The organism is Mycoplasmopsis citelli (genome assembly GCF_900660645.1).
GTDB lineage: Bacteria > Bacillota_I > Bacilli_A > Mycoplasmatales > Metamycoplasmataceae > Mycoplasmopsis > Mycoplasmopsis citelli.
Genome location: NZ_LR215036.1, coordinates 866,065 through 892,016 on the forward strand (window position 1 = coordinate 866,065; position 25,952 = coordinate 892,016).

27 protein-coding genes and 2 tRNA genes are annotated in these 25,952 nt (G+C 23.4%); 8 read left to right on the forward strand and 21 right to left on the reverse strand.

The features are described from left to right. The first annotated feature begins 104 nt into the window (after positions 1-104). The 8 genes from EXC58_RS03225 (at position 105) to EXC58_RS03255 (ending at position 10,525) form a co-directional block, all read left to right on the forward strand. A protein-coding gene (locus tag EXC58_RS03225; protein ID WP_129725604.1) for an IS3 family transposase occupies positions 105-1,468 on the forward strand; the annotation gives its coding sequence in 2 pieces (ribosomal slippage) (positions 105-546 and positions 546-1,468; 1,365 coding nt in all). Between the two features lie 93 nt (positions 1,469-1,561). After that, a complete protein-coding gene (locus EXC58_RS03230) occupies positions 1,562-3,619 on the forward strand; it encodes a transglutaminase-like domain-containing protein (RefSeq protein ID WP_129725605.1) in 2,058 nt (685 codons plus the stop codon). A 1,189-nt stretch (positions 3,620-4,808) separates the two neighbouring features. Continuing rightward, positions 4,809-5,417: a DUF6088 family protein gene (locus EXC58_RS03235; protein WP_129725606.1), complete on the forward strand. Its 609-nt coding sequence runs from the start codon at positions 4,809-4,811 to the stop codon at positions 5,415-5,417. Beyond that, positions 5,404-5,526, forward strand: coding sequence for a hypothetical protein (locus EXC58_RS04855; protein WP_268809166.1), 123 nt, complete (start codon positions 5,404-5,406; stop codon positions 5,524-5,526). Before EXC58_RS03235 ends, EXC58_RS04855 begins: the two co-directional genes overlap by 14 nt. Beyond that, a complete protein-coding gene (locus EXC58_RS03240) occupies positions 5,490-6,437 on the forward strand; it encodes a nucleotidyl transferase AbiEii/AbiGii toxin family protein (RefSeq protein WP_197723786.1) in 948 nt (315 codons plus the stop codon). The genes EXC58_RS04855 and EXC58_RS03240 overlap by 37 nt, the downstream gene beginning before the upstream one ends. A gap of 442 nt (positions 6,438-6,879) precedes the next feature. Continuing rightward, on the forward strand, positions 6,880-7,488 hold the full coding sequence (locus EXC58_RS03245) for a DUF6088 family protein (RefSeq protein WP_129725607.1): 609 nt from the start codon (positions 6,880-6,882) through the stop codon (positions 7,486-7,488). A gap of 625 nt (positions 7,489-8,113) precedes the next feature. Continuing rightward, on the forward strand, positions 8,114-9,223 hold the full coding sequence (locus EXC58_RS03250; protein WP_129725608.1) for a hypothetical protein: 1,110 nt from the start codon (positions 8,114-8,116) through the stop codon (positions 9,221-9,223). Between the two features lie 153 nt (positions 9,224-9,376). Then, positions 9,377-10,525 (forward strand): hypothetical protein, encoded by a 1,149-nt coding sequence (locus EXC58_RS03255; protein ID WP_129725609.1) that lies wholly within the window; start codon positions 9,377-9,379, stop codon positions 10,523-10,525. 117 nt (positions 10,526-10,642) lie between these two features. Here the strand turns inward: EXC58_RS03255 and EXC58_RS03260 are convergent, their stop codons facing one another. From EXC58_RS03260 to EXC58_RS03355, 21 genes are all read right to left on the reverse strand, one after another. After that, positions 10,643-11,749: a hypothetical protein gene (locus EXC58_RS03260; RefSeq protein WP_129725610.1), complete on the reverse strand. Its 1,107-nt coding sequence runs from the start codon at positions 11,747-11,749 to the stop codon at positions 10,643-10,645. Positions 11,750-11,800: 51 nt separating this feature from the next. Beyond that, the gene (locus EXC58_RS03265; protein ID WP_129725611.1) at positions 11,801-12,025 is read right to left on the reverse strand and encodes a hypothetical protein; all 225 of its coding nucleotides are present in this window, start codon (positions 12,023-12,025) and stop codon (positions 11,801-11,803) included. 203 nt (positions 12,026-12,228) lie between these two features. Continuing rightward, positions 12,229-12,888, reverse strand: a complete 660-nt coding sequence (locus tag EXC58_RS03270; protein WP_129725612.1) for a hypothetical protein — start codon at positions 12,886-12,888, stop codon at positions 12,229-12,231. Next, complete coding sequence (locus EXC58_RS03275; protein WP_129725613.1) at positions 12,872-13,336, reverse strand: hypothetical protein; 465 nt, start codon at positions 13,334-13,336, stop codon at positions 12,872-12,874. Before EXC58_RS03275 ends, EXC58_RS03270 begins: the two co-directional genes overlap by 17 nt. A 144-nt stretch (positions 13,337-13,480) precedes the next feature. Beyond that, positions 13,481-13,816, reverse strand: coding sequence for a hypothetical protein (locus tag EXC58_RS03280; RefSeq protein ID WP_129725614.1), 336 nt, complete (start codon positions 13,814-13,816; stop codon positions 13,481-13,483). A gap of 92 nt (positions 13,817-13,908) precedes the next feature. Continuing rightward, positions 13,909-14,910, reverse strand: a complete 1,002-nt coding sequence (locus EXC58_RS03285) for a hypothetical protein (protein WP_129725615.1) — start codon at positions 14,908-14,910, stop codon at positions 13,909-13,911. 230 nt (positions 14,911-15,140) lie between these two features. Then, the gene (locus EXC58_RS04780) at positions 15,141-15,746 is read right to left on the reverse strand and encodes an AAA family ATPase (RefSeq protein WP_220096562.1); all 606 of its coding nucleotides are present in this window, start codon (positions 15,744-15,746) and stop codon (positions 15,141-15,143) included. A gap of 95 nt (positions 15,747-15,841) precedes the next feature. Continuing rightward, positions 15,842-16,516, reverse strand: a complete 675-nt coding sequence (locus EXC58_RS03295; RefSeq protein WP_129725617.1) for a hypothetical protein — start codon at positions 16,514-16,516, stop codon at positions 15,842-15,844. 2 nt (positions 16,517-16,518) lie between these two features. After that, positions 16,519-17,130: a hypothetical protein gene (locus EXC58_RS03300; protein ID WP_129725618.1), complete on the reverse strand. Its 612-nt coding sequence runs from the start codon at positions 17,128-17,130 to the stop codon at positions 16,519-16,521. Positions 17,131-17,132: 2 nt separating this feature from the next. Next, positions 17,133-17,690 carry a hypothetical protein gene (locus EXC58_RS03305; RefSeq protein WP_129725619.1) on the reverse strand — a complete coding sequence of 186 codons (558 nt, stop codon included), beginning with the start codon at positions 17,688-17,690 and terminating at the stop codon, positions 17,133-17,135. Positions 17,691-17,970: 280 nt separating this feature from the next. After that, on the reverse strand, positions 17,971-19,041 hold the full coding sequence (locus EXC58_RS03310; protein WP_129725620.1) for a hypothetical protein: 1,071 nt from the start codon (positions 19,039-19,041) through the stop codon (positions 17,971-17,973). Positions 19,042-19,300: 259 nt separating this feature from the next. Further along, positions 19,301-19,765 carry a Holliday junction branch migration protein RuvA gene (gene ruvA / locus EXC58_RS03315; RefSeq protein ID WP_223211626.1) on the reverse strand — a complete coding sequence of 155 codons (465 nt, stop codon included), beginning with the start codon at positions 19,763-19,765 and terminating at the stop codon, positions 19,301-19,303. Between the two features lie 473 nt (positions 19,766-20,238). Continuing rightward, positions 20,239-20,314 (reverse strand) — tRNA-Ile (locus EXC58_RS03320). A gap of 4 nt (positions 20,315-20,318) precedes the next feature. Next, positions 20,319-20,402 (reverse strand) — tRNA-Tyr (locus tag EXC58_RS03325). Positions 20,403-20,507: 105 nt separating this feature from the next. After that, entirely contained in the window at positions 20,508-21,032 is a 525-nt protein-coding gene (locus EXC58_RS03330) for a hypothetical protein (RefSeq protein ID WP_129725621.1), read from the reverse strand. 122 nt (positions 21,033-21,154) lie between these two features. Beyond that, a complete protein-coding gene (locus tag EXC58_RS03335; protein ID WP_129725622.1) occupies positions 21,155-22,165 on the reverse strand; it encodes a hypothetical protein in 1,011 nt (336 codons plus the stop codon). A gap of 95 nt (positions 22,166-22,260) precedes the next feature. Beyond that, complete coding sequence (locus tag EXC58_RS03340) at positions 22,261-23,733, reverse strand: DnaB-like helicase C-terminal domain-containing protein (protein ID WP_129725623.1); 1,473 nt, start codon at positions 23,731-23,733, stop codon at positions 22,261-22,263. Continuing rightward, positions 23,733-23,858, reverse strand: a complete 126-nt coding sequence (locus EXC58_RS04860) for a hypothetical protein (RefSeq protein ID WP_256556529.1) — start codon at positions 23,856-23,858, stop codon at positions 23,733-23,735. The genes EXC58_RS03340 and EXC58_RS04860 overlap by 1 nt, the downstream gene beginning before the upstream one ends. Positions 23,859-23,916: 58 nt before the next feature. Then, on the reverse strand, positions 23,917-24,492 hold the full coding sequence (locus tag EXC58_RS03345) for a hypothetical protein (RefSeq protein WP_129725624.1): 576 nt from the start codon (positions 24,490-24,492) through the stop codon (positions 23,917-23,919). Between the two features lie 427 nt (positions 24,493-24,919). Continuing rightward, a complete protein-coding gene (locus EXC58_RS03350; RefSeq protein ID WP_129725625.1) occupies positions 24,920-25,591 on the reverse strand; it encodes a hypothetical protein in 672 nt (223 codons plus the stop codon). Continuing rightward, positions 25,539-25,901 carry a hypothetical protein gene (locus EXC58_RS03355; RefSeq protein ID WP_129725626.1) on the reverse strand — a complete coding sequence of 121 codons (363 nt, stop codon included), beginning with the start codon at positions 25,899-25,901 and terminating at the stop codon, positions 25,539-25,541. The genes EXC58_RS03350 and EXC58_RS03355 overlap by 53 nt, the downstream gene beginning before the upstream one ends. Positions 25,902-25,952: the final 51 nt, after the last annotated feature.

The window sequence follows — 25,952 nt, forward strand, 5'->3', positions numbered from 1 at the left end:
AGATTCTTGTGCTATTTCAAACCAAAAACCCCAAAAGTTTGACTTAAACTGATATGAACCCCTAAAGTTGGACAATAAAATCCAAAATTAAGGGGTTCATTTTTATGAAACTAAGTTACGAAGACAAAATCAAAATATATCAATTACGTAAAAAAGGATTTACTGAAAAATCTTTAACAATAAAATTTAGAGTAAATCGTGCAATTATAAAATATATTGTCGCACTGATAAATCGTCACGGAATTGAAATTGTTAAAAAGACTAAAAATCAATATTATTCTCCACAAATAAAATTAGAAATGATTAATCAAGTTCTTCTTAAAGGACATTCTACAAGAGAAATTTCACTTCAATATGGATTACCTAATTGAGGAATTCTTTCAAATTGAATTATTCAATACAAGAAAAATGGGTATACTATTGTTGAAAAGAAAAAAGGAAGGCCATCAAAAATGGGACGTAAACCAAAGAAAACTTGAGAAAAATTAACACCACTTGAAAAAGCTAAACAAGAGATTGAATATCTTAGAACTGAGGTGATTTTCCTAAAAAAGTTAAAAGGGATCCCGTTGGATCAAAAAGACTTACAGAATATAAAAGCCAAAAAGTTAAAGAAATGGTCGACGAAGGATTCTCATTAAAAATTTTATTAAAAATTGCTCAACTATCACGTTCAACTTATTATTATCATCTTAAAAAAATCAATTCAGCTGATAAAAATAAAAATTTTAAAGACGAAATTATATCTATATATAATGAACATAGAGGCAGTTATGGATATCGTCGTATTACTTTAGAACTCAAAAATCGTGGATATTTGGTAAATCATAAAAAAGTAAAAAGACTTATGAATTTGCTAAATTTAATTGGCGGAAATCGTAAGCGTAAAAAATATAAATCATACAAAGGCGAAGTGGGCAAAAAAGCTCCAAACCTTATTAATCGAGATTTTTATTCTAAAAAACCATTGCAAAAATGTTACACTGACATTACTGAATTTGCTTTACCTAGTCATTCTCAAAAACTTTATTTGTCAGCTATTTTAGATGGTTATAATAGCGAAATTATCAGTTTTACTATATCTCGCTCCCCAAATTTATTGCAAGTTGAAAAAATGCTTAAAAAGGCTTTCACAAAAGCTAAATATAGTGGAACAATTTTACACAGTGATCAAGGTTGACAATATCAACATAATAGTTATCACAAATTTTTAAATTCTAAAGAGATAAAAGCTTCAATGTCCCGAAAAGGTAATAGTCCAGATAATGGGATGATGGAATCATTTTTTGGAGTTTTAAAAACAGAAATGTTTTATGGCAAGGAACATACTTTTAAATCGCTTGAACAATTAGAAAAAGCTATTATCAATTACATTGATTACTACAATAACAAAAGAATTAAAGTTAGATTAAAAGTTAGATTAAAAGGACTTAGCCCTGTCCAATACAGAACTAAGTTCCTTCAATAATTTTTTGTCTAACTTTTGGGGTTCATATCAAAACTGTCAGATAAAAGGGGTCTTTTTTTTTTTTTTTTTGAGAACCGTTATAATTAAAATAATATGAAGTTTTTCAAATCAAAAACCAAGAAATTTACATTACTTTTAACTAGCACATTAGCTACTACAGCTTTGGTTTTTTTAACTCCAAGTCTTATACCTCACAAAACAAACAAAATTTCTTATTTTTCACAAAATCCAAGTATCTCAGTTTATCCAAAACCATCTGAGATACCTGAATTAAGAATAAAAAATCTTCCTAAAGAAGAACTTTCATATTTGCAAAAAACTGGATTATCCGGAATAAAATCTAATCTCCAAAAAATTGTTTTAGATTCTAAAAAATTCCCTATTTCAGAAGATTTTTTGTCATTTGTTAATGATAATATCAACCAAATAGAACAAGAAAAAGATATAGTTAAAGATTATGATGATTATTGAAACGTAAAAAGTATACAACGAATCTTTTTATTTTATAATTATAAACTTTGAAAGCAAGCATTTTCAAATCCTGATGATTTAGTGTTAACTTCCGAAGATAAAGATGAATGAAAGAAAATTTTCATTCAAAAATCAAACGAAATTAAAACTTTATCAGAGAAAAAACAAACAATCAATTCGCAAAATTACTTAAAAGATTTTTATATTTATAAATTACAAGAGCAAATTAAGTTATATGAACAATATCCATATTATCTTCAACCTTTAGAAAGATTAAAAAAACTTTTATATTACTACCAAAATAATTATGATGAATTAGTGAATTTTCAATGAGGAATAGATAAAAATAACAAGTTCTCGCTAGACCCTAGCAAATACTATAGTGGAAATTATAAATGAATCCAAATTAATGACGAATACATTAAAAACTGACTTAAATACTATCAAAGATGAAATTGAGTTTTTATAAATAAAGAAGATCAAATCGCTAAAATTGAAGATAAAGATATTAAAGCTTTAGAAATAAACGAAAAATTTAAAAATAATAAAATAATTAGTGATTACATTAAAAGACAAATTAACTTTGCTCCAGATAGATATGATGAGCTTTGGTTAACGAATCCAGAATATCCCGAAAAAGTTAAATTTAAAGATGTTTTGAATACAGATTACAACGCACAAAGAAAGGAAGTAATTGACGAAATAAATAAATTAAATTTAAAATTTAATAATTTTCAAACTACATTAAATTTTGAGGATAATAAAAAAATTAACGTCGAAAACAAGGAATATAAATTTTATGATACTAGCCAATTAAAAGATTTTGAATACGAAAAATTTTGAAAATATCAAAATTTTTTAGAACTAAAAGATAATCGTGGTATAGGTTCTTTGAATACTTTCAATATCTATAATAATTTATTATGAGAGCGACCAAACTTATTTTCTGATGGTTTATATAAATCTATAAATTCAGAACTAATAAAACCTGTTCATAAAAGAACAAAAGAAAATGATCATATAGTAGATTACGCATCTGAACTAACTGATGAAGAAATTAAACAAGGTAAAAGATTTTGAAAAGATGCCCATTGAATTAACCCTATTCCCGAATACAAAAGATGATTTAACCACTGAAAAGAAATCTTACCTAAAATTATCAATAAAAATTGAGATGATAAAACCAAAATTAAGGCAGTAGCTTATTATATTGCCACTAATTCTTTATATCTATCTCCTATAAAAAAACAATTCAACTATAATGGTTATGGATTTTATAATCCTACCCAAATTTTCACAAACGATCCAGAAATTCAATGCGTTGGATATTCGATGAATTTAGCTGCTGCTCTAACAATTTTAAATATTCCTGTCAGAATTTTAGGAGGACCCTACTTAGGTTCTCCTATAGCAACAGTGGCAGAGGGCGGACACGCTTGAAATGAAGTTTTTGTTGACGGAAGATGAAAAGCGATTAATTTAACTTGATTTGATTATAGCGAAACAACTAATTTTTCTAAAGAAACTTTCGAACTTAAAGATGATGAAGACTTATTCTTAGAAAGAAGTTCTAAACATATGGACCAATTTAAACTTAACATTAGTTCATATGAAACTACCTTAATGTTTTTCAAAAACCCTAAAGAATACGAATATCAAGATCTTCCTGAAAGTATTTAAATATTTTTAATGATATATATCGCATTTTTAAAAACCCGTTATAATCTTAATGGAGCAATACATAATTTTTGCTCCATTAAGTATTTATTATTAAAATACTAATTTTCAAAAATAAAAATCAATTTTAAAATCTTAATAAATTTTTGATTTTTCTTAATTTTATTTCATTTTTTAATCAAAAATTTCTTCATAAAAATAACGATTTTTGATTTTATAAGAGGGTCATTAATAAAAAACTAAGTCTTAGCATCTCCTTAGACTTAGTTTTTTATCTTTTTTAGTTAATATTTAAAAATTTGATTTTTATGCGATTTTTTAGTACTTTTTTCTCCTTACACATTATCCCGTTATTCTCTTTTTAGAAACATAAAATTAACCCTCAGGAGAAATAAATATGAAGAAACTTGAAGATGTTTTAAAAAAACTTAATAAATATTTTTTAAAAAAATCAATTATCTCAAATAAAATCCAAACTCACTGAATATAAAACTCAAAAGAAACTCAAAAATTTCAAACTCTTATTAACATTTTAGAAACTAATTTTTATTTAGAAAAAGAATTAAATATTATCAATGAAATTTTAATATATGATGATTCATTAAATACTCTTGAGAAAATTGAAACAATTTTACAAAGAAATGATGAAACTTGCTTTTTATTTAATTCATTCTTTAGAAAATTAATATTAAACATCAAAGAAACATCAAAGAAACATCAAAGAAACATCAAAGAAACATCAAAGAAACATCAAAGAAACATCAAAGAAACATCAAAGAAACATCAAAGAAACATCAAAGAAACATCAAAGAAACATCAAAGAAACATCAAAGAAACATCAAAGAAACATCAAAGAACAAATATCTTCTACAGAATTACAAATAAAACTTTTATTGCTCAAAAAGTGTAAATACTTATTTTCAAATTTAATTTTTAAGTATATAAATTAATTTAAACTATATTTAAAAACTAAGACAAAATATAAGTTGTCTTAGTTTTTAAAATCATTATTTAGAGAGATTTAATATATATTAGATGTTTTTAAAATTATTTAGTCTTATAATTATCACAGGATATATTTATTTACATTTCTTTTTTAATTATCTCTTAAAGATTAAAATAAAAAATATGAACAAAAATTGCAAAAATCGAAAATTATAGTATTATAATTTAACTATAAATAGGAGCAAAAATGCAAACATTAAAATATCAAATAGAACAAATTATGTTTGAAAATCCTGGAAAAATTTATATTGCTAGCGATTTTTTAGAAATAGGAGATAAAAATAATATTAAATTAATTTTACACCGATTAACAAAAGAAGGTAAAATCGAAAGACTAATTAATGGTTTATATGTTAAACCTTATTATAGTAATATTATTAAAAAGTATTCTTATACTTTACCCGAAGAAGTTGCTGAAAAAATCGCCCAGAAAAATGGTTGAACCATTGCTCCTGCTAAAAATGCAACACTTAATTATACCGGTGTTTCAACACAAGTTCCTGTTGTGTTTGAATATATTTCAGATGGTCCATCAAAAGAGTATTTTTATGGTAAAGCAAAAATCAGCTTTATTCATAGACCCAAAAAATACATTACTTCACGTTCGATGAAATTTAGAATTTTAGTTGAGGCAATTAGAACTTTAGGAAGAAAATATATCAACAATTCAGAAATACATGATTTAGCTTATTATGCCCAAAACATTCAAGAAGATTTGCTAAAAGATACAAATGATTTTTCTTTGTGAATTAGAAATGTTTTGTTAAAAATTAAGGAGATTAATGACTATAGATAGTCTTTTTGATTTATCTAAAGAAGAAAGAAAAACAATCATTAGCAATACAGCAAAAGAACTAAATATACCTAATTGCTTTTCGTTGAGAAAGATTTATGAATTTGTATAGTTTTAAAGCATCTTTTTAGTGATTTTAAACATAAAGAGCATCTGGTTTTTAAAGGTGGAACTAGCCTTTCAAAAGGCTATAATTTAATAGAAAGATTTTCGGAAGATATTGATTTATCTTTGAGTTGAAAAGCTTTGAATTATACCAAAGAATATGTTTACCAAAGTAGAAGTAATACAAAACAAGAAAAATTTATCAAAGAACTTAATGATAATATAGTAATTTTATTAAAAAATGAAATAATCCCATTTTTAGAGCAAAAACTTAGTCCAATTTTAAAAGACAAAGAATTTAAATTTTATATTGACGAAAAAGATGAATTTAATATATTATTTGATTATCCCAAAGAATATCCTGTTGATTCTTCTATTCTAGGCATAATTAGATTAGAAATTGGTAAGATATCAGAACCTATACCGGCATATCAAAAAACAATAAGAACTTATGTGTCTGAATTTTATAGCGAAGAATTTGATGATGAAATATCTGTTAAAATCGTCGATCCGCTTAGAACTTTTTACGAAAAGGCTACGATATTACATCGTGAGGCTAACCGAACAAACGGAAACTATCCAACAAAAAGATATTCAAGGCATTATTATGATATATATAAAATGCTTGAAAGTAATATAGGAAAAAGAAGTTTTTTGGAATTAAAATTACTTTTTGATGTTGTTGAATTTAAAAAGAAATTTTATCGTCGTAATTACGCTAAATATGATGAAATTTATCAAGGAAAATTAAAACTCATTCCACCAGGAAAAGCTTTAGAAATTTTTAGCAACGATTATAAAGAAATGAGAACAATGATTTACGGAAAAGCTGTTAGCTTTGACAAAATCATAAGTGTCTTACAAAAATATGAAAACGAAATAAACGAACAAATCAAATCATTTAATAATAAAAATTAATAACCTTATTTATGTTTAAATAAATTAAAAATAACATCTTTAAAATACATTACACTTCCTAATGAAGTAATATCTTATTATTATAATTGAAGAACACTTCTTCTACAAGTATTTCAAAAAACTAAGACAAAATATAAGTTGTCTTAGTTTTTAAAATCATTATTTTAGAGAGATTTAATATATATTAGATGTTTTTAAAATTATTTAGTCCTATAATTATCATAGGATATATTTATTTACATTTCGTTCGTCATTTCGTTCGTCACTATTTTTTCTTAAACATTTAAAACAACAAAAATAAGTATTTTGATCTTTATTTGTGTTATTTTGAGTATCTTTTTATTATAAAAATATCAATGAAAATTATAGATATTGAAACCTTTTAATAAAATTTTAAATCTATAGCACTATAATTTTAATAGTAAAAAACAGAGGAGTACAGATGCAAACATTAAAGCAACAAATTGAACAAACTATGTTTGAAAATCCTGGAAAGATTTATATTGCTAGCGATTTTTTAGAACTAGGAGATAAAAATAATATTAAATTAATTTTACACCGGTTAAACAAAGAAGGTAAAATTGAAAGATTAATTAATGGTCTATATGTTAAACCTTATTATAGCAATATCCTTAAAAGATATTCTTATCCAAGACCCGAAGAAGTTGCACAAAAAATCGCTCAGAAAAATGGTTGAACTATTGCTCCTGCTAAAAATGCAACACTTAATTATACTGGTGTTTCAACACAAGTTCCTGCTGTGTTTGAATATATTTCGAATGGACTTTCAAAAGAATATTATTATCGTGTTTGAAAAATTACTTTTATTCGCAGACCAAAAAAATACATCAGTTCACATTCATTGAAATTTATAATTTTAATTGAGGCAATCAGAACTCTTGGTAAAAAATACATTAACAACTCAGAAATACGAGATTTAGCTTATTATGCTCAGAACATTCGGGAAGATTTATTATTAGACACAATGAATCTTGATTTTTGAATTCGCAATGTTTTATTAAAAATTAAGGAAATTAATGACAATCGATAATTTTTTAATTTGTAATAAAAGTTGTTCAAAGTAATAAATAATCTTTACCTCATTTATACTTAAGTAAATTAAAGAAAACATATTTTTTCCTTTAAAAATATAGTATTTTTTAGTTTATTAAAAGAATTTTGTTTAATATTGTTGAATATTGTTAGAAAAATTTTCTTAATTTTTCTAACTTTTTTATTTATTAATATATCTATTTAAAAACTTCCTATACTAAAGAAGTTTTTTACTTCTTTTTATAAAATGCTTTTTGTGTAGCAACATTATATAAGCATTAACAAGAAAAAACGCCCCTAGAAGACGTTTTTTGTTAAATGGGGTAAATGACGAGTTCGAACTGCACATCATAAGTAATTACCCACTGTGCTAATCACTTCACCACATTTGTCAGCTGCAAGATTATTATACCGTAAAAACAAAGTAAGAAATGAATTTTTAAATCTTACTTATATAAAAATAATATTTAATTTACTATCAACATTAAATTGAATTTTAGAGATTTTAAGCTAATATTAAAAAATCACTTTTTTAAGTGATTTTTTTGTCTTTTTTTATCCTTACAAATTAACCCATTATAATCTGAATAAGATATTTTTTATTATCTAAGGAGCAAAAAATAATGTTTAAAATTACCCCAGAAATCAAAGAAACTTTTGAGTATTTAGAAAATCAATTGGATTATAACACTGATGAATTTTTAAATAAAATTAATTTACATATTCAAACTTTATCAGATAAAAAAAGAGAAAATTATATCTATGATTTAAAACAAATTTTCGATAGTTCTTATTTAAATGAATCTTTAAATTCAAAAAAAGAAGACAAGGCTAAAAATTTATTTTTAGCCACACAAATTTTAAATTTAAACCCTAGTTATAAGATTTTAAAAGAAATCTCTAAAACACTAGATTATGCTTTTGAATATAACGAAGAATATGAATATATTAGCAATTACCTAATTGATAATGATATTTACACAGGAGCAACATGAAATCAAAATTTACATGAAGACTTACAAGAAAATGGAGTTAATATTTCATATATTAGTTTAATTGAAAAAATTAGAGAATTAGAATTTGATCAATATTATCAAAAAAATGGTGAGGAGTTTGATTGATTACCCGAAGAAGAACTTGCTAATAGAATTTTACAAACAATTTTACAAGTTGAACAATCCTTAAAAGGACAAAATTTCTTAATTCTTGATTCTAGAGGACAAAAAAATATACAATACCTTAAAAACAAAGGTATTGACTTTAATCAATTAATTGATAAATTTATTAAAGAATCAAAAAAATATAATCTCAGTGATAAAATGTTTTACCTAAATTGGGTTAATAAATTTTTAAATAACGAATATTATAAAGAGCAACAAATCAATCAAAAAATTCTAGATGTTTTATCAAAAAATCAGTCATTTAATATGATGTTTAATCTAAATATAATTTTAAAGCAACACCAATATTTTTTAGATAAATTTGCTCAAGAAATGGTTGATGAAGAAGTTGCGGGAATTTTAAAAGGTTCAACATTTCTTCAAAACTTAGATGAAGAAATGAAAAAACACGGAACTAAAAGTTATTTTGTGAACAATTACAAAATTAATAGTCTACTAAAAACACTGAATAAAAACAAATGATATTGAGTAGATGATGATAATTATCCCATTGATGAAATTGATAATAATGAATTAATATCAATGATTTTAGATTATTTAGAAGCATCATAATTAATAATAAACAAAAATCATCAAGTTTTATGGGTTTAAATACTCTGAAGTAAAAATCACTTTTTTAAGTGATTTTTTTGGTTCTTTTTAGGGTTTGTTTATGAACCCGTTATACTTCAATTACTACAAAAATAATTAATTTAAAGGAGACAAATGACGACAAATTATAATAAAGAATATTTAAATTATCTAATTAAATGACATTATTTAGATAATGACTTTTTAGAGAAAGTTCTTTATCAAAGAAGTTTACTTCAGCCAAATCAAGTCCAAGATTATGATTATAAATTAAATAAATTACTCAAGGGAGATTTATCTGATAATAAAATTCTAAACGCATTTAGGATTTTAAATTTTAAACCCACTTATGAGAAGTTGTGCGATTTATTTAATATTATTTATTTAGATTTTGGTCAATCTAAATCTGCTCAAAAATACATGTCAACTTTTTATATTGATTCGGAAGAGAATTTAATCAAAAAAATTGATATTTCTCTTAAAGAAAAAGGAATTAAAAGTCCATATGCTTATTTAATTAAAACAGCCAAAGTTTTATTCCCAACAACTGTAAGCCCATATTTTTGTTATGACCCTGCTTTTAATGGAGATATAATCTCCATAGGACACGCAGGAGTTGCGTTTGAAATTATTAATCATATGTGAGAAAAGTATCAAAACAAAGCAGGGATTAAAAAGTCTTTAGTAAACTGAGAAAGAGCAATTTCTATTTTTAATATTTCCAAAGGAACTTGAAATTTTTTAAAAGACACTAAATTATATGGTGCTAAATTTGGTCATATTGAGCTTTTAAATATCTTATATGAAGTTGTTGAGCAAATATCAAATAAATGTCAAAAAGAAGAATATATCAAGCAAATAAGCACCATTATTAATCGGAAATATGATTGTAATATTTTGAATGAGTATCATTATTTAAATAATTTAAAAATTTATATTCTAGCTTTAAATATTATTTTCCTAGATCCAAGTGTAGAAAATGTTGAAAAAGTTTTTGATATTTGAACACACGAATTTTCAGAGAATTTTGCTCAAGAATATTTATCTAAGAATGTTATTGAATTAGGAGAACATATCAAAACACAAGCTGATGAAGAATTGAAAGAGCTTGGCTATCAAAGCTACTATGCTAAATATTTAGATTTAATTGATAAAATGAAAGATGATCAATATTATCAATTTATTGAAAACCCAATTCGAGTTAAAGAAATTAACGAAGAAAGGTTAAAGCATCAATTACTTAGACTTTTATTTAAACAAAAATCCCAGGAAACCCAAAAATAAGATATTTTTATGATATTACTTTGAGTTTTTATTAAATATTTAATCAATCTTTTTCAATTTAATAATTTCAAAAAATAACCGGTCACAATTTGTTACCGGTTATTTTTAATAAACAATTTATTTTGAATATTTTTTTAAAAAGTAAATTAATACTTGCTCATTCTTTTCGTCCTGGGTCATATCCGCAATCGGATAAGAATTTTCATCGATTCAATACCAAGTTTTTTTATCAATGACAGAATATATAAAGATATCATTATCTTTTAAATAGTGTGTTCCTTGAGCTTTAAGGTTTTTATCTAAAAAATTTAAAATTGTTGTGCCATTAGCAAATTCATCACTTTCTTTTGACGCCTTTTTTAGACACTGTTCAAAATAATTTTCATCTTTAAAAGCTCCATTTAATTCAAAAATAATTTCGGAATTTTTAGTAGTGTTTAAAATATCAGTAATATATTTTCCAAGATTTTCATCTTTAATGATTTTTGAATTAATAATATCTTCTAAATACTTAATTCATGTCATTTGGGTGGTGGTATAAAACTTAGCTACTTGTTTGAGAAATTTTTCGTTAATGTTTTTGTGAATATCAAAATCATATTTTTGTTTTAAAAAATCTAAGTTTTGAGCAAATTGATCAGATTGTTTTCATCAAATTTGTTTATTTAAAAATAATAAAACTTTTTTAAGTGATTTTAAGACTTTTAACGCTAATTTTTCTAAAGAAATTCATTCAAATCGCTTACCGGTAAACATATAATAATCATCTTGTGAAAATTCCCCTATTTCAAAATTAAATTTAACAAGCGAACTTTTTATTCCATCTTGTTTTAGTTCTTCATTTAAATATTCTCATCATCTTCGACCATCATTAATATTTAATTGTTCTAAATATTCGCAAATAAAGTAAGCATCTTCATCATATCCGAATTGTTCCTGTAAAACTAAATTAACTCCTCTAACAAACTCATAAGGTGGATTTAGCTTTAAAATATCAGTAGCTAAATATAATATTTTAACTCTTTTTTCTTCAGAATAATTTGAATTTGTGGAATTGTTTTCTTTGAAAATTTCTTCAAGTTCATTAAGATATTTTGTTTGTTTATCTGTAGGTAAGGTTTTTAGATTTTTGTTAATTACATTTAAAAATTCATTAGTATTAAAATCATAATAATCTTCTAAAAGCTCAAAAGTTGCTTTATTTCATTTGTTTTTTGTTAGCATATGTTATCCTTTGTTAATATTATTTTTTATTTTATAAAGTTAAAACAAGCATTATTGTTCGACTTGAGCTACTGAATTATTATTACATTCACAAGTAATTGATTTGTTGGTTTTTTGGATTTTTTTAAATAGATTTTTAATTAATTTTACTAATGCAATCGTTCCAAGTGAAACCAAAAAACTCACAAATATAATTGTAGTAATCATTGATGTAGTAAATTCTTCAAGTTGTTTATTTGAAAAATTAACAACAGTTTTAGTGGCTAATTCAAACATTTTTAGCTCCTTTTATATTTAAATATTTATTTATATTTCGAGTATAACGGGTTAATAAATAGAGCCTAAAAAGTACTAAAAAATCACTTAAAAAAGTGGTTTTTATTAATTAATATATAAAACAAACCGGTCGCAAATTGCGACCGGTTTATAAAAATACCTAATTTATAAGTCTTTATTATTTTTTTTGCGTTGGTTTTTTATTACAAACTATTTTGAGTTTTTATAAACGTGTTAAAAATTTGACTTAAAATCAACGAAACAACCCAACAAGTTTCTAAAAGATTTAGTTTTTGGAGATTTCTAAATCCATAATAACGATCTTCTATGATAGTATTTAAAAGTTCATTAGTTTTTAAAGAACTTTTAGAATTAGATAATTCTTTAGAATTGTTTATTAATTGTATTAAATGTTCTTTTAATTCTAAAGAAGATTTTACTCAAGAAAAGGATTTATTTGGTTTTAAATATTCATCTATATATGACTTAATTGTGTTTTTGTCTTCTTGGAGCAATAAAACTAACTCAGACACAAAATTAGGGGAAGAATTTTTCTCTAAAAGAGCAAAAATTTGTCAATTAACTGAAGGACCTAATTTAGAATTATCAAAATTAATTAAGTAATTTATATTTTCTATATATTTTTGTTTTTGTCAATCACAAATAGTAAGAAGTTGATTTTTTAATTTGATAATTAATTCTAAAGCTGAATTTGTTATTCTAGCTGAAAGCTCATTAAATTCTTGTAAATTTTGTTTGCCGATTTTAGCAATGTTAAAAAAGGATAAATCTTTCTTTTGTTTTTTGTTTATCGATAATTGGTCAATAAGTGAAATTAAAGCTTTGCTATTCTTCTTCTTCATATCCATAATCATTATCTTCTCAATCGCTTTCTTGTTCAATTTCATATAATAAATCTTCTAACATTCAAATTTCTACTTCTACTCAATTAATTGGTCAAATTTCTGTCTTTGCGGAGTTTATTTCATATCATTGACTTTCATCAATTTGAGCAACTTTATCAGCAATTTTAATATAAAAACTATTTAAACCATATTTTCCTAAAGAAGTATTTACTTCTTCTTTCAGTGTTAAACCATACACAACTCCATAACAGCTGATGTATTCATTTCATTGATCGCTTTCGAAAAATTCATTATCTTTTCGAAAAATTCTGATAATTTTTTCATATGTTTTTAGTGAATTATCTATTGTAAAAATATCTTTTAAAAGATTTAGTGTTTTCTCATTAAATTCTCTTTTAAAGCATTTTTTTAAAGTTTCAATTGTTGTTTGGTTGTCTGTTGACATGTGTTATTCTCCTTTGATGTTCATTTATATAAAAGAAGTATAGCGGATTTAAAATATAGCTCTAAAAAGGACAAAAATTACATTAAAAAATGTAATTTTTATGAAAATAAAGTTTCAATAAAACAATTTAACAAATATATATTTTTAGACAAGATTAAACTTATTTGATGTTTTAAATCTTCTTTTTAACTCTTTAAGTTCTATATATTTTTTTCATTTTTCAAAATCTGTAGATTTTTCATCTAAAATATCAGTAATTTGTTTAAAAGTTTCAATTGTAGCATCATAGCTTAAAATTTCTAGTGCTTTTTTTGAAAATCGATCTCAAAGAAAATTATCAATTCAATAATTTATTCTTTCAAGTTCTTTTTCACTATAGAACAATAAATTTTTATTAACTTTTTTAATTAACGAAAAAGAACTTATCTTTTCTAAATGTAGAAATAATCGGTTGGTTCAATTAATTTTAAATTTTTTCATTTTTGGTTCTCCTTATCTTTTTTATATTTTGAATATAACGGAATAATATATAAAGATAAAAAAATCGCATAAAAAATGCGATTGTTTAATTATTATTTAAGACTTTTAACTCAATAATTAATGATGCGTTCATACATTTCTTCTTTTGGAACACATTTTAAATTCATTGAATCATCAAGTTCATAAAACTCATCATCTTCAGTTTTGTCATAAACATCATTTGCTATTTTAACAAAAACTGAATTTTGAACTCCCTTTCAAGCATATTGTTCTAAATCTTCGTTAATTTTCTCTTCTCAATTTATTCCAGTTCCGATGTATTTATCATTATTATCAATAAATTCTTCAGCAATTTCAAGATCTCTAATATTTGAATATGCTGTAGAATTAAATTCCGCTACTTGCTTAACTATTTCAAAGTTATGCTTTGTGTTTAAAACTTTTAAAATTTTGTAAACAAGCTCATTACTTTCTGAATTATTAATAATAGTACTTAAATTATCAGCATATTCTTGAGCTATATCTTCGAATTTTTGGTGTAAAATGTCATGTTGTTTTTCAAATTTGTCTAAAAGTTTTTTAATATCAATATTATCTAAAAAATAAGCTTTGGTTAAAGTAATTTGTCCATCTTCATCAATTCAAAATAAAGATGTTGCAAATTTTTCTTTAAGCTGTGTTTGATTATTCTGGATTGTATCTTTAACAAATGAGATAAATACTCTTTTTTGTAAAACTTCCTTACTATGCTCGTATGGAGAATTGTTAAATCATACTAATTTATCTAATTGAGGTTCGAATTCACCAAAAAACTGAACATATGGATTTAAATCTTTATACCAAAGCTTTTTATCTAAAATTTTTGCAATTCCGATAAATTGAGAATTAATAGGATTTTTGCTAATTGATGCTTTAACTATTTGTTCAAAGTCTAAAAGTTTATAAATTTTGTGTTCATTTAAATAATTTTTAAAATATTTTGACTTTTCAAAATCTTTACTAAGCAACAGTTCTAATTCTTTTTGATTAGTATTATTTAAGTTTAAAAACTCAATAAATTCTTGTTTTTTGAAATTTATTATATTTTTTGTCATATTTTCTCCTTTAGGTTTGTTTATGTATATGTTGAGTATAACGGGTTCAAATTATAAATATAAAAAGTACTAAAAAATCACTTAAAAAAGTGATTTTAGCTTAGTAGAGAATGAATTTTGCTTATTGATAAATTAGTAATTTTGGAAATTTCTTTTAAATTAAAACCTTGATTTTTTAAGGTTTTTAGGTCGATTTTCTCTTGTGAAAATAATTTCTTATAAAGTGATTGTTAAAAATTATTTGGAGTATCTGCACTTAAAGCAAGTGAGTTTTTGATAATCTTTTTTAATTGTCCTGGAAAAGGAAGTTGCTCAACTTTTGAAATGATTTTTTCAAAAAGCTTAAAACTTAAATTCAAAACTTCAAAATCTTGTGTATATTTTTTAAAATAATTTTGAGCAATTAATTGTAATTCTTCCCTTGAATATTGACTAAAATCAATTATTACATCAAAATTTTCTACTAGTAATTTAGGTAGTTTTGGATATTCATTAGTTGTAGATATAAGAATAATTTGTTCATTTAAATATTTCAAATGATTTGCTAAAATCATTCAATATTTTAAATATTCTGGATGATTTTGATATTCCAATAAAACTTCTATATTTTCAAGTAAAATAATAACTTCATTTAGTTTAAAATGTTTATTAATTTCTTCAAAAGTTTCATCAAGATATTTTTTGTAATCTTCAAAGGATTTACTAATAATTTGTACTCAATTAAGAAGATAAAGTTGCCTTTTAGTTGTATTTGTTAAAACTCCTACACAATGAGTTTTTCCAATTCCTGGTGGACCTTGAAAAAGGAACTTTTTTGGTCCATTTTTAAATTTAATATATTAGCTTTTTTCATTTTGGACAACCTTGCTTTTTGTTTTATAAATCTATATACACATTTTTAGCTTACATTAATAATTTATTTATTGAAAAACTACATAGAAACTTTTGATTTAATTGTATTTTCAAGCGCTTTTTCTAAAAGGATTTTTCACTTTGAACTATTAATTTCATCAACATAATTTCATTCGTTATCAATTTCGTAGTCTTGATAACTTGCAGTTTCGTCTTCTTTATTTAGTTTTAATAATTCATCAACAATAAAGAGATATTTACTCCTTGCTCCATTAATTTTAAAATCTTCATCAGCTTGGGTTAAAATTTCATCATAACTTAAGATAAATTTATTTTGTTTATATTCAATTCATTCAGGAGTATCATAAAAATCATAATTAAACATACCTCAAATTTTTTTGACATTTTCTAATGTTGGATTAATACTTAAATTTTTAATAGCTAACTTTAACATATCTTCTTGTTCTTCAAAAATACCAGTTGACATGTCAATTTCTGTGGGTCAAAAAATACCTGATAAAAATTCACTATATTGTTTTTGGTCATTAAAAGAAAGTTTTTCAAAATAAGTTTTTATCTTTGAATAAAAGCTTTTTAAAAAATAAGTAGAATTTTCTTTATTTTGATTAATGGCAGAAATTAATTCATCAACAAAATATTTATCATCACTATCAAATTCGATATTAAGAACTTTTAAAAAGTCGTTAAAATCATTTTCCTGAATTATTGAATTATAATCTTCGAATTTAAGCATTGTTAAACTCCTTTATTATTTAATGGTTGATTCTTTAAAGATGAATGTAATTGAGTAATAATATCAATTACTAAAGATTTAAAATCCAGTCCATATAATTCCTTAGTATTTAAATTAAACTCATATCAAGATGTTGAATTTTGTTCATCAAGTTCTTCGATGGCTTGAGTTAAGACTTTAATATATGGACTTGAACTTAGGTTTTGTTTAATATCTGTGTTAGCTAAATTATAAATTTGTTCAAAATTATATAAACTGCTTTCTTGAACATATTTTTGACCTACTTCAGTGGATTTTAAATTACCTTTTAATAATTCATTAATGTTTTTAAGAGTTAGTGGTTTTATATCCAAAGATAAAATGTTTAAAATTTTCTTTAATTCATCTGGTTCAAGTAATTCAGTGCTTAAAATTTCGATAAAATCTTGTAAATATTCTTCTTTATTTACCTTTTCAAATTCAATAGCAAGATTAAGTTTATATAAGATAGTAGTCAAAAAGTAATTTTTACTTTGTAAATAATCAAGTACTTTTTGAATTTGGTTTCTTTGAGTTGTATTTAAATTAATCTTGTGAAGAGAAATAAATTCTTGAAAATCTTTATAAATATTCATTTTTACTCCTTAAATTGCTGGTTTTGTTGCTTAAGGTTAAGCATAAAAGTGAAAATTAAATTAATTAATTCAGTGCTTGAAAGAGCTTTTAAAGGACTATCATAATCAGGTAAAAAATAGTAATTTTTATCTCCTTGAAGTTCTAAGATTTCATTAGTTAAATAAGCATATTTGCTTTGAAGTCCATATTCTTGAAGTGATTTATCTAATGTGTCATATCAATCGCAACCTGCTTTAATATCTGGGTTATTTTCACTAAAAGAACTAAAAGTTCTAGTATCGTCGAATTCTTCGTCTAAAATATAATAAATTTCAGTTAAGTTATCATATGAATAATCTAAGTCTAAAATTTGAAAAACTAATACACCTTGGTTAGGGTCTTGAAATTTATAATTAATTAAATATTCGCATTTAGATATATAGTCTTTTTGCTCTTCAATTGATAGAGTTTTAATTTCCATATCTAATTTACTTAAAAAATCTTTTACATTAAAATCTACTTTTTCTTGAACATAAGCTAAATTTTTCGTTCCTTGTGATTGAATTAAAATTGTATTCATAATTGATGTCCTTTGATTTTGGTTATGTATTTATTCATATTTTGAGTATAACGGAATGAGTTTCAATGAGAAAAAAGTACTTAAAAATCGCATAAAAATGCGATTTTGTTTTTTATGTCAAGTTAAGTATAAATTACTTTATTTGTATTTTATTAAAAGAAAAATATTTATAAATCTTAATGAAAATAAAACCACCGAATTCGGTGATTTTAAATTAAGCACAAAATTGTTGAAAGCGATGAGTTAAAAAGTTAGAGTTTTTCAATAATAATTGGGAATCTTACTCTTTATATTGAATTTTTGTTTCTTCAATACTTACAATTTCTCTTAAAATGTCTAAAATAATTTGTTCTTTAGATATTTTTTTAACAAAATATGAACTTTTAGTAAATTCATAGTATCTATTTTGTTTGATAGTTTCAATGATATGTTTTGCCTGTGTTTGATTGATTTTTTCTTGTGAGTAATCTTTGTTGATAATGTCTAAAATTTCTGCTCCTTGTCAATAATTTTCAAATAAGTTTAAATCTTTTTGTTGTTTATAATAATTAAAAATTTCTTCATTTTGTTTTAAAAGTAAAACTAATTCAAAAACTAGTTTAGGAGAACAATTAAGTAGGAGTAATTTAAATAATCACAAAACTATAGAAAAAGAATTTTTAAAATTAATCAAATAATTTACATTTTCAATATATTGATTTTTGATGTTTTCATTTAATAAAGCAGTTTGGTCTTGAAGTTTTTTTAATAATTCATATGAGTTATAATCCTTTTGGGTTTTTGTATTTAAAAATTCTAAATTACGTTTTCCTTGGGGAGTAATTTTAAAAATTTTTTCTAAAATAGTTTGGTTATAAAAGGCTATTAAAGCTTTTTCAATTATTTGTGTTTTGGAAAATTTAATAAATTTTGTCTTTTTAAATTGATAAAATTCTTCATCATTCATATTATAAATAAACTCTTTAAATTCTGTTAATTCTTCAGGATCATCTATTAAAATTTCTTTTCACCCAAAACCTCTGTATATATCTTTATCCATTAAAAAATCCGAAAAAGAATTATCTTGATTTTCATTTAGTGTTCAAACGTTATGAATTTCTTCTAAAGTTTCTAAAGTACAATTAAAAGACAAAATATTTACACTTAAAAAAATATTGTATAAATCTTTGAGAATATTTGGTTGATTAGTTAAAAATATATTTTTTAAATATTTTAAATACGCATTTTGTTCTTCTTGGGATAAAGTTTTAAGATATTTATTAATTATTTTAAAAAAGTTTTTATCTTTAAAACCAAAATATTTTTCCAAATAATCAAATATCTTATAGTTTCTCGGAGTTATTGCAAACATGTTTTGATTCTCCTTTGGGGCTTGGTTGTATATTTGAAGTATAACGGATTTAAAACACAAGGATAAAAAGTACCAAAAAATCGCTTAAAAAAGTGATTTTTTGGTCGATATTAATAACTTTAAAATTAATCTGCGATAAGATTAATTTCATTATGATTAGCTACGATAATTTCAATACTTTCTTCAACCATCTTGTAAAATTTGTCTGTAGTATCAACTTTAGAAACAGCAAAATCAATTTGTTTTTCTTAAATCCAAGCTAATTTAGTATCTCTTTTAGTTTGTTAATTTTTAATTTAGAAGAACTTTTATCTTTGGATTTACAATTCATAATTTTGGTTCATTTTTCAGATAATTCAACGCATAAAAGGCGTGCGGTAGATTCATTTACAAATGGAAATTTTGAAATCTCTTGCCAATTTTCTTGAGTAATTAATTTAACTACATTTTCTCAACCTTTATCAAGAATACCCATAGCGATTTTAGGACCAATTTTATCAATTGAAATTAAATCAAGAAACAATAATCGTTCATTAAAATCTTTAAAACCATAAGTAGTTTTGTTATATTCAGTTATGTATTCGTATAAATACAATTTTACTTTCTCATTAATTTTATATCTAGATTCATCAGAGACAATAACAAGATACCCATCTCCTTTGTTTTCAAAAATTAAATTGTTGCTCTTTTTGTAAACAATTTTACCTAATTTGTATAATAACATTTTTTGCTCCTTTAAATTTTTGTATTGAAAAATAAACTTTAACTTAGTTATAAAACTCAAAACAAAAGAATAAACACAATAGACATAATTACAAAAAATACATATGGAAGTAATTCATTTCATAATTCATTCATATTTGCTTATCCTTTTTAAAATATTTAATAATTTTTAATCTATTTTTTAGAAAAATAGATTTGAACTTATAACAAGCTTTTAATTAGAAACAATAAAATAACAATGATAAAATTGTGATTGAAAAAGCTAACAATAATAAGCTAGCAACAGTAAAAATGACAAGAAAGAGAGTTTCTAAAAAAGTCATTTTTATGTATCTATGTTTTGAGTATAACGGGTTTATCATAAAAGTATAAAATGTACTTAAAAATAGTATTAAAAAGTGATTTTTATAGGTTTAATATTATTAATAGTAATTTGAAAGTTGAAAGTATAAAAATCACCCTATAATGGTGATATGGTAGACCCAACAGGATTTGAACCTGTATTTGACCAGTTATGAGCTGGTTGCTCTAACCATTGAGCTATGAGTCTATAATGGTGGGGGGAGAGGGATTTGAACCCCCGAATCCTAAGAAAGTGGTTTACAGCCACCCGCATTTGGCCGCTTTGCTATCCCCCCATTTTGTTGGTTAATTATTAATATTTAATTTACACAACAAAATATATAAAAACAATAAAAGAAATATATATTTGTATATTTTCTTTCTTAGTAAGTCAATTATTGTTAGGTTTTTATACCAACTTCATCAAGTAATGAATCAAGTAATTCACTTTTGAAATCTTCTCAAGTTTCTTTAGATAATCCATTTAAAGTGTCGTTTAAGCTATAATATGTGTCATCATCACAATTTAAAATATCATTAAAAACATATGAATATCTAGTTTCTATTCCATTTTGGTTTAAATCTTGATTTAGTTCGGTTTTAAAATTAGAACCTAGCATAATTGAATTATTTGCCATATATTCATCTTTTTGATTTTGATAATCATCAAATTTTTCATCTAAAATATTGCTAATTTTATTAAAGGTTTCAATTGAACCATCATTACTTAAAATTCGAAGAGCTTGAATTTGTAAAAACATAGGAACTGAAGAATTTAAATTAATTAATTCATTTAATCTTTTTACCTTTATTTGAGAATATTTGCTAAGATTTAAACTTAATTGTTCTTCTAATTTAGCAATATTAATACCTTTTTGTTTTAGTATATTTAAGCTTTTTTCATTTGTTTTTAAGGTTTTTAACATAATTCTCCTTTGGGTTAATTTTGTGTGTTTAATAAGAGTATAACGGTATTAATTTTTTAAGCTAAAAAATACATAAAAATTACTTAAAAAGTGGTTTTTTAAGAAAAGAATTGCCTTTACTCTTAGTTATTAGAATTAAGTTTTTTATATCAATAATTTAATATTCGTTCATAAATTTCTTCTTCAGGAACTGCTTTAAGTGGGGTGTTTATGTCTGAGTTATTATATTCATAAAACTCTGAATCTTTAGTATGTTCTAAAACAACATGTGCTAGATTCACAAAATTAGATATGCCTTTCAATTTCTCATTGGAAATATTTAAGAATTCGTTTTTAATTTTTGTTTTTCAATAACATTCATCACCAATATAATTGTTGTTATTTTTCATAAATTCTTCAGCAATTTCAAACTCTGATAAATTGTAAAGTCTTGTACTTAATAATTCATTTATTTGATTTGCAACTTCTAAAGTAGGATTTAAATCTAAAATTTTAATTGTTTTATAAGCATAATCTGTTTCTTCGTAATTATTAATAATACTTTCTAATAAAGAAATATATTTTTTAGCATCATCATACTGATTTTTATTAAACAAAAGTTTATGTTGGTGCTTGAGCTTTGTTAAAAGAATTTTGATATCAATATTATCTAAAAAATAAGCTTTGGTTAAAGTAATCTGACCATCTTCTCCAAGTTTAAATAAAGATGTTTTAAATTTATCTTTAAGATGTGTTTGATTATCCTGAATTGTATCTTCAACAAATGATTTTAGAGCTTTAGTTTGTAAAAATTTTTTTTGATTATGAGGTGTATTATTAACTCAAACTAATTTTTCTAATTGAGGTTCATATTTTTCAAAAAACTGAACATATGGATTTACACTTAAATAATATAATTGGTTTTCCAAAATTTTTAAAATTTTCAAGTATGTAGAATTTATAGATTCTTTTTTGATATCTTCAATAACAGTTTTTTGAAAATCTTTGAGCTTGAAAATATTATTTTTTCTTAAAAAAATTTTAAAATAATTTGAGTTTTCAAACTCATCACTAAGCAATAACTCTAGTTCATTTTTAGCGTCATTATCTAAAGCTAAAAATTCAATAAATTCTTCTTTATTAAAATTATTCATTAATTCTCCTTTGGGTTTTATTTGTATATTTGAAATATAATGGGTTCATAAATAAAGAATAAAAAGTATTAAAAAATCACTCAAAAAAGTGATTTTTATCTATTTTCTGCACTAGTATATTCATTAAAGCTAACAATTTCACCATTGTATCTCAATCCAGCAATTCCTGATTTCCCATTTCGGTTTTTTGCTACTGAAACTAAAGTGTTATATCCTATATCTTCTTTAGGTTCATAATTATTACGACTTAAAAAAATAACAATATCAGCGTCTTGTTCAATTGAGCCCGATTCTCTAAGGTCGTGTAATTTAGGTCGTTTATCTTCGCAATTTTCAACACTTCGTGATAACTGTGAAAGTGCTAAAATTGGAATTTTTAACTCAAGTGCTAGAGTTTTTAAAGCTCGCGAAATAGTTGATACTTCCTGTTGTCGATTTCCTTTAACATTATCTGAAACACTAATTAATTGTAAATAATCAATAATAATTAAATCAAGCTGATAATTTAGATTTTTATTTAATAATCTTAATTTTCAAACAATATCATCAATACTACTGGTTGGTACATCATCAAAATAAACGTTCATTTTGTCAAAACTAACTACAAAATTATCGAGCTTTTGTTTTTCAAAAGCATTAAGTTTTTTAGGATTTTGAATTTTGCTAAGCGGTATTTCTGAATGAGTTGATAAAAAGCGTGAAGTAAGTTCGCTTGCAGGCATTTCTAGTGAGATAAAAGCTACATTTTTTATCTTGGGAGTTAAAGTTTTATTAAGAGAATTAATTACCGAAGAATTTAACGATAAAATATTATCTAATGTAATATTTCGAGCGATGTTAAGAGCTAAAGCAGTTTTTCCAATTCCTGGTCGAGCTGCTAAAACAATAAATTGACCTGGTTTAAAACCATTGACATATTTATCAATTCCATCAAATTTAGTTTTAATAACATAATCATCATCTTCTCCGACAATTTGCTGATTAATTGATTGTATTAATTCACTTGAAGTTTCGCGAATGTGTTTAAAGCTACTGCTACTAATTGAATTTTGTGAGTTGTCAAAAAGAAATTGTTGAAGATTTTCAAAAGAACCTTTTCAATTAATATTTGCTTGAGCTTTTTGAAAATTCCTTAATTGATAAGTATAATAAGCTTCTAAATTACGCATTTTAGTGAGATCGATAAGTTTATTAAGATTGGCAAAAAAATGAGTTTCATTAACAATTTTTGTAGATATTAGTGAAATAAGTACTGAATTAACTAAATTAAAAGCATTATTATTTTGGATTTTGTCTAAATTTTCAATTAAATTAGCAAAATCAAAAAATGGAATGATACTTCCTATTTTATTTTTTAAAAATAAAATATAGCGAAACACTTGTTTATTTTCAGGGATAAAAAAATCGCTTTCACTTAAGTATTGAGCTCCACGCTGTTGCATTTCTTCATCAGCAATCATTGATGAAAGAACACTTTTTTCCACTTCATCATCTTGAAAAATAGTTTGTGGATTTATGAACGGTTTAATTAAATCTAAATAATTTTTAGTGAATCGATTTTGAAACATTATCTTTTTTCCTTGGTTTTTGGTTTGATGCTCTTAGGATTTATAATCTTTTCTATTTCTTTTTTAAAATCCTTAAAAATCTCATTAAAATTTATTAAATCATCAAATGAATTAGAATTTTTCATAATTTCCTTTCTATTTTTATACTTAGAAACTAAAAAATATTATTTTAGTGATTTTATTTTATTTAAATAAAGTTTCAAAGTAAATAAAATGTAAAACATCTGAAATTATCTTATCAATAGGATAAAGCTGTAAAGCTTCTTTATATCTATTTAAATAGCGATACTTTTCCTTTGAAATTTTTAGTTGAAGAAAATTTACAATTTCAAATTGATGAGGTTCTAAGCCACGTAATTTTTTCACATTAAGGTTGTTTAAAAAAACTTTGCATAAATAAATTTCAATAAGTTTTTTATTTTTTTCTAAAATTAATTTCAAAGTAAAAACCATATATGGGGATAAATCTAAAAATAATATTTTAAAAATTAAATCAATAATATCTAATTTATATTTGTATTCATTATTTCATCAATTAAATAAGAAATTAATATTTTTAATATATTCTTCTTTTTGATTATTTTCTAAGGAATTAATTTGGATTTTTAAAATATTAATTAACTCAAAGGGGTCTTTTTTGAAAAAATATAAATTTCTAAAATTATATTTTCCGTTTTTGTTAAGTGTCAGTCTATCATCTATTAATTTAAGTTTGTAGGGAATTTCAATTTCTTCTTTATTGGTTAAAATATTGCTCATTATCAATCCTTTATTTAAATTTTCTATATATTTAAAGTATAACGGGTTCAAATTATAAATATAAAAAGTACTAAAAAATCGCATAAAAAATGCGATTTATAAAGCTTTAGCTAATATACCTATATCTAAAAAAGGGTAAAATTGAAGAAATATAAATGTTATTATAGATATAAAAGCTATTGATAGCGAAAAAATAACGAAAAAAATTTTTCATTTTTTATGAAATAAAAACGGAAATTTTTGTTTCATTTGGTGGTATTTTTTTGATTTTTTGTGAAGTGTTGTTAAAAATAACATTATCATTACTGAAATAATGCAGCAAAATATTGGAAAAATTATTATTCAATTGTTTGGATAAAATAAAGATTTCATATTAAATTCCTTTTTGTTTTGTGATTTGTTTATTAGTGATTTAGTTTTAAATTTTTTAGTTGTTTGCTGAAATCATTAGTTTTTTATTTAATGATACTTGTAAACATTCAATAGCAATTTCTTTTGGATCAAAAACAGTAATTTTTAGATAATCTGAATTAAAAAAAGGATTTTCTTTGAAAAATCGGGAATTTTCAAAATCATATTTAATAACTTTTTTAACTTCTACTACAATTTCTTCAGACATATCAAGATTAATAAGCAGTATTGCGTAATAAGCAAGTGTTTTGCTTGGACAAGTATTGAAAATATAATTTATATTATCGATATATTCTTGTTTTTTGTGATTATTAAGCTTGCTTGCTTGAGCTTTTAAATTATTTAAGAAATTGTCAATATCAATTCCGTTTGCTAGTTCTAAAAAAGTTAACACCGATGAAGTTTTATCGGTAATTTTAAAAATATCAGAATGATATGAAAATTCTTTAGCTTTAACTCGTGGTTCGACTATTTTTCAAAATAAATTAATTACCAAATTTTTTCAAAAGGGAATTTTAAAAATATCAGCTTGCTCTATTAATCAATTGTTTAAATTAACTTTAAAATAATTATTTGGAACTTTTTCTTTAAGATTTTGGATTTGTGAAGAAATTTTAGAAAATTTTTTATCTGATTTATTTGTTTTTAAAAATTCGTTGAATTTTTCTTCAATATCTTTTGGGATCATTATATTTTTGTCATTTAAATATTTTTTGCTCAGAAGATTTTTCATATTCTTCAAGAAAAATAGGGATTATTTCTCTAACAGTGTTAGGACTTGGGTCGAAGTTAATAATTTTAAATGTTCATTCAATTCCAAAATAATCTAGGTAAGGATCGTTAATGATTTTTTCTAAATTTTTAATATATTCATTTTTAATGAAATCATCATTAATATTTTGTAATTCTTCAATAATTTTGTTCAAGAATTTATCAGTATCTAAAAAGTTCTTAACTACTTTTAATTTTCTTTTACCGTTCTTGTTAATATTTAACATTGTATCTCCTTAGGTGGTTTTATATGTGTATTTTGAGTATAACGTAGTGGA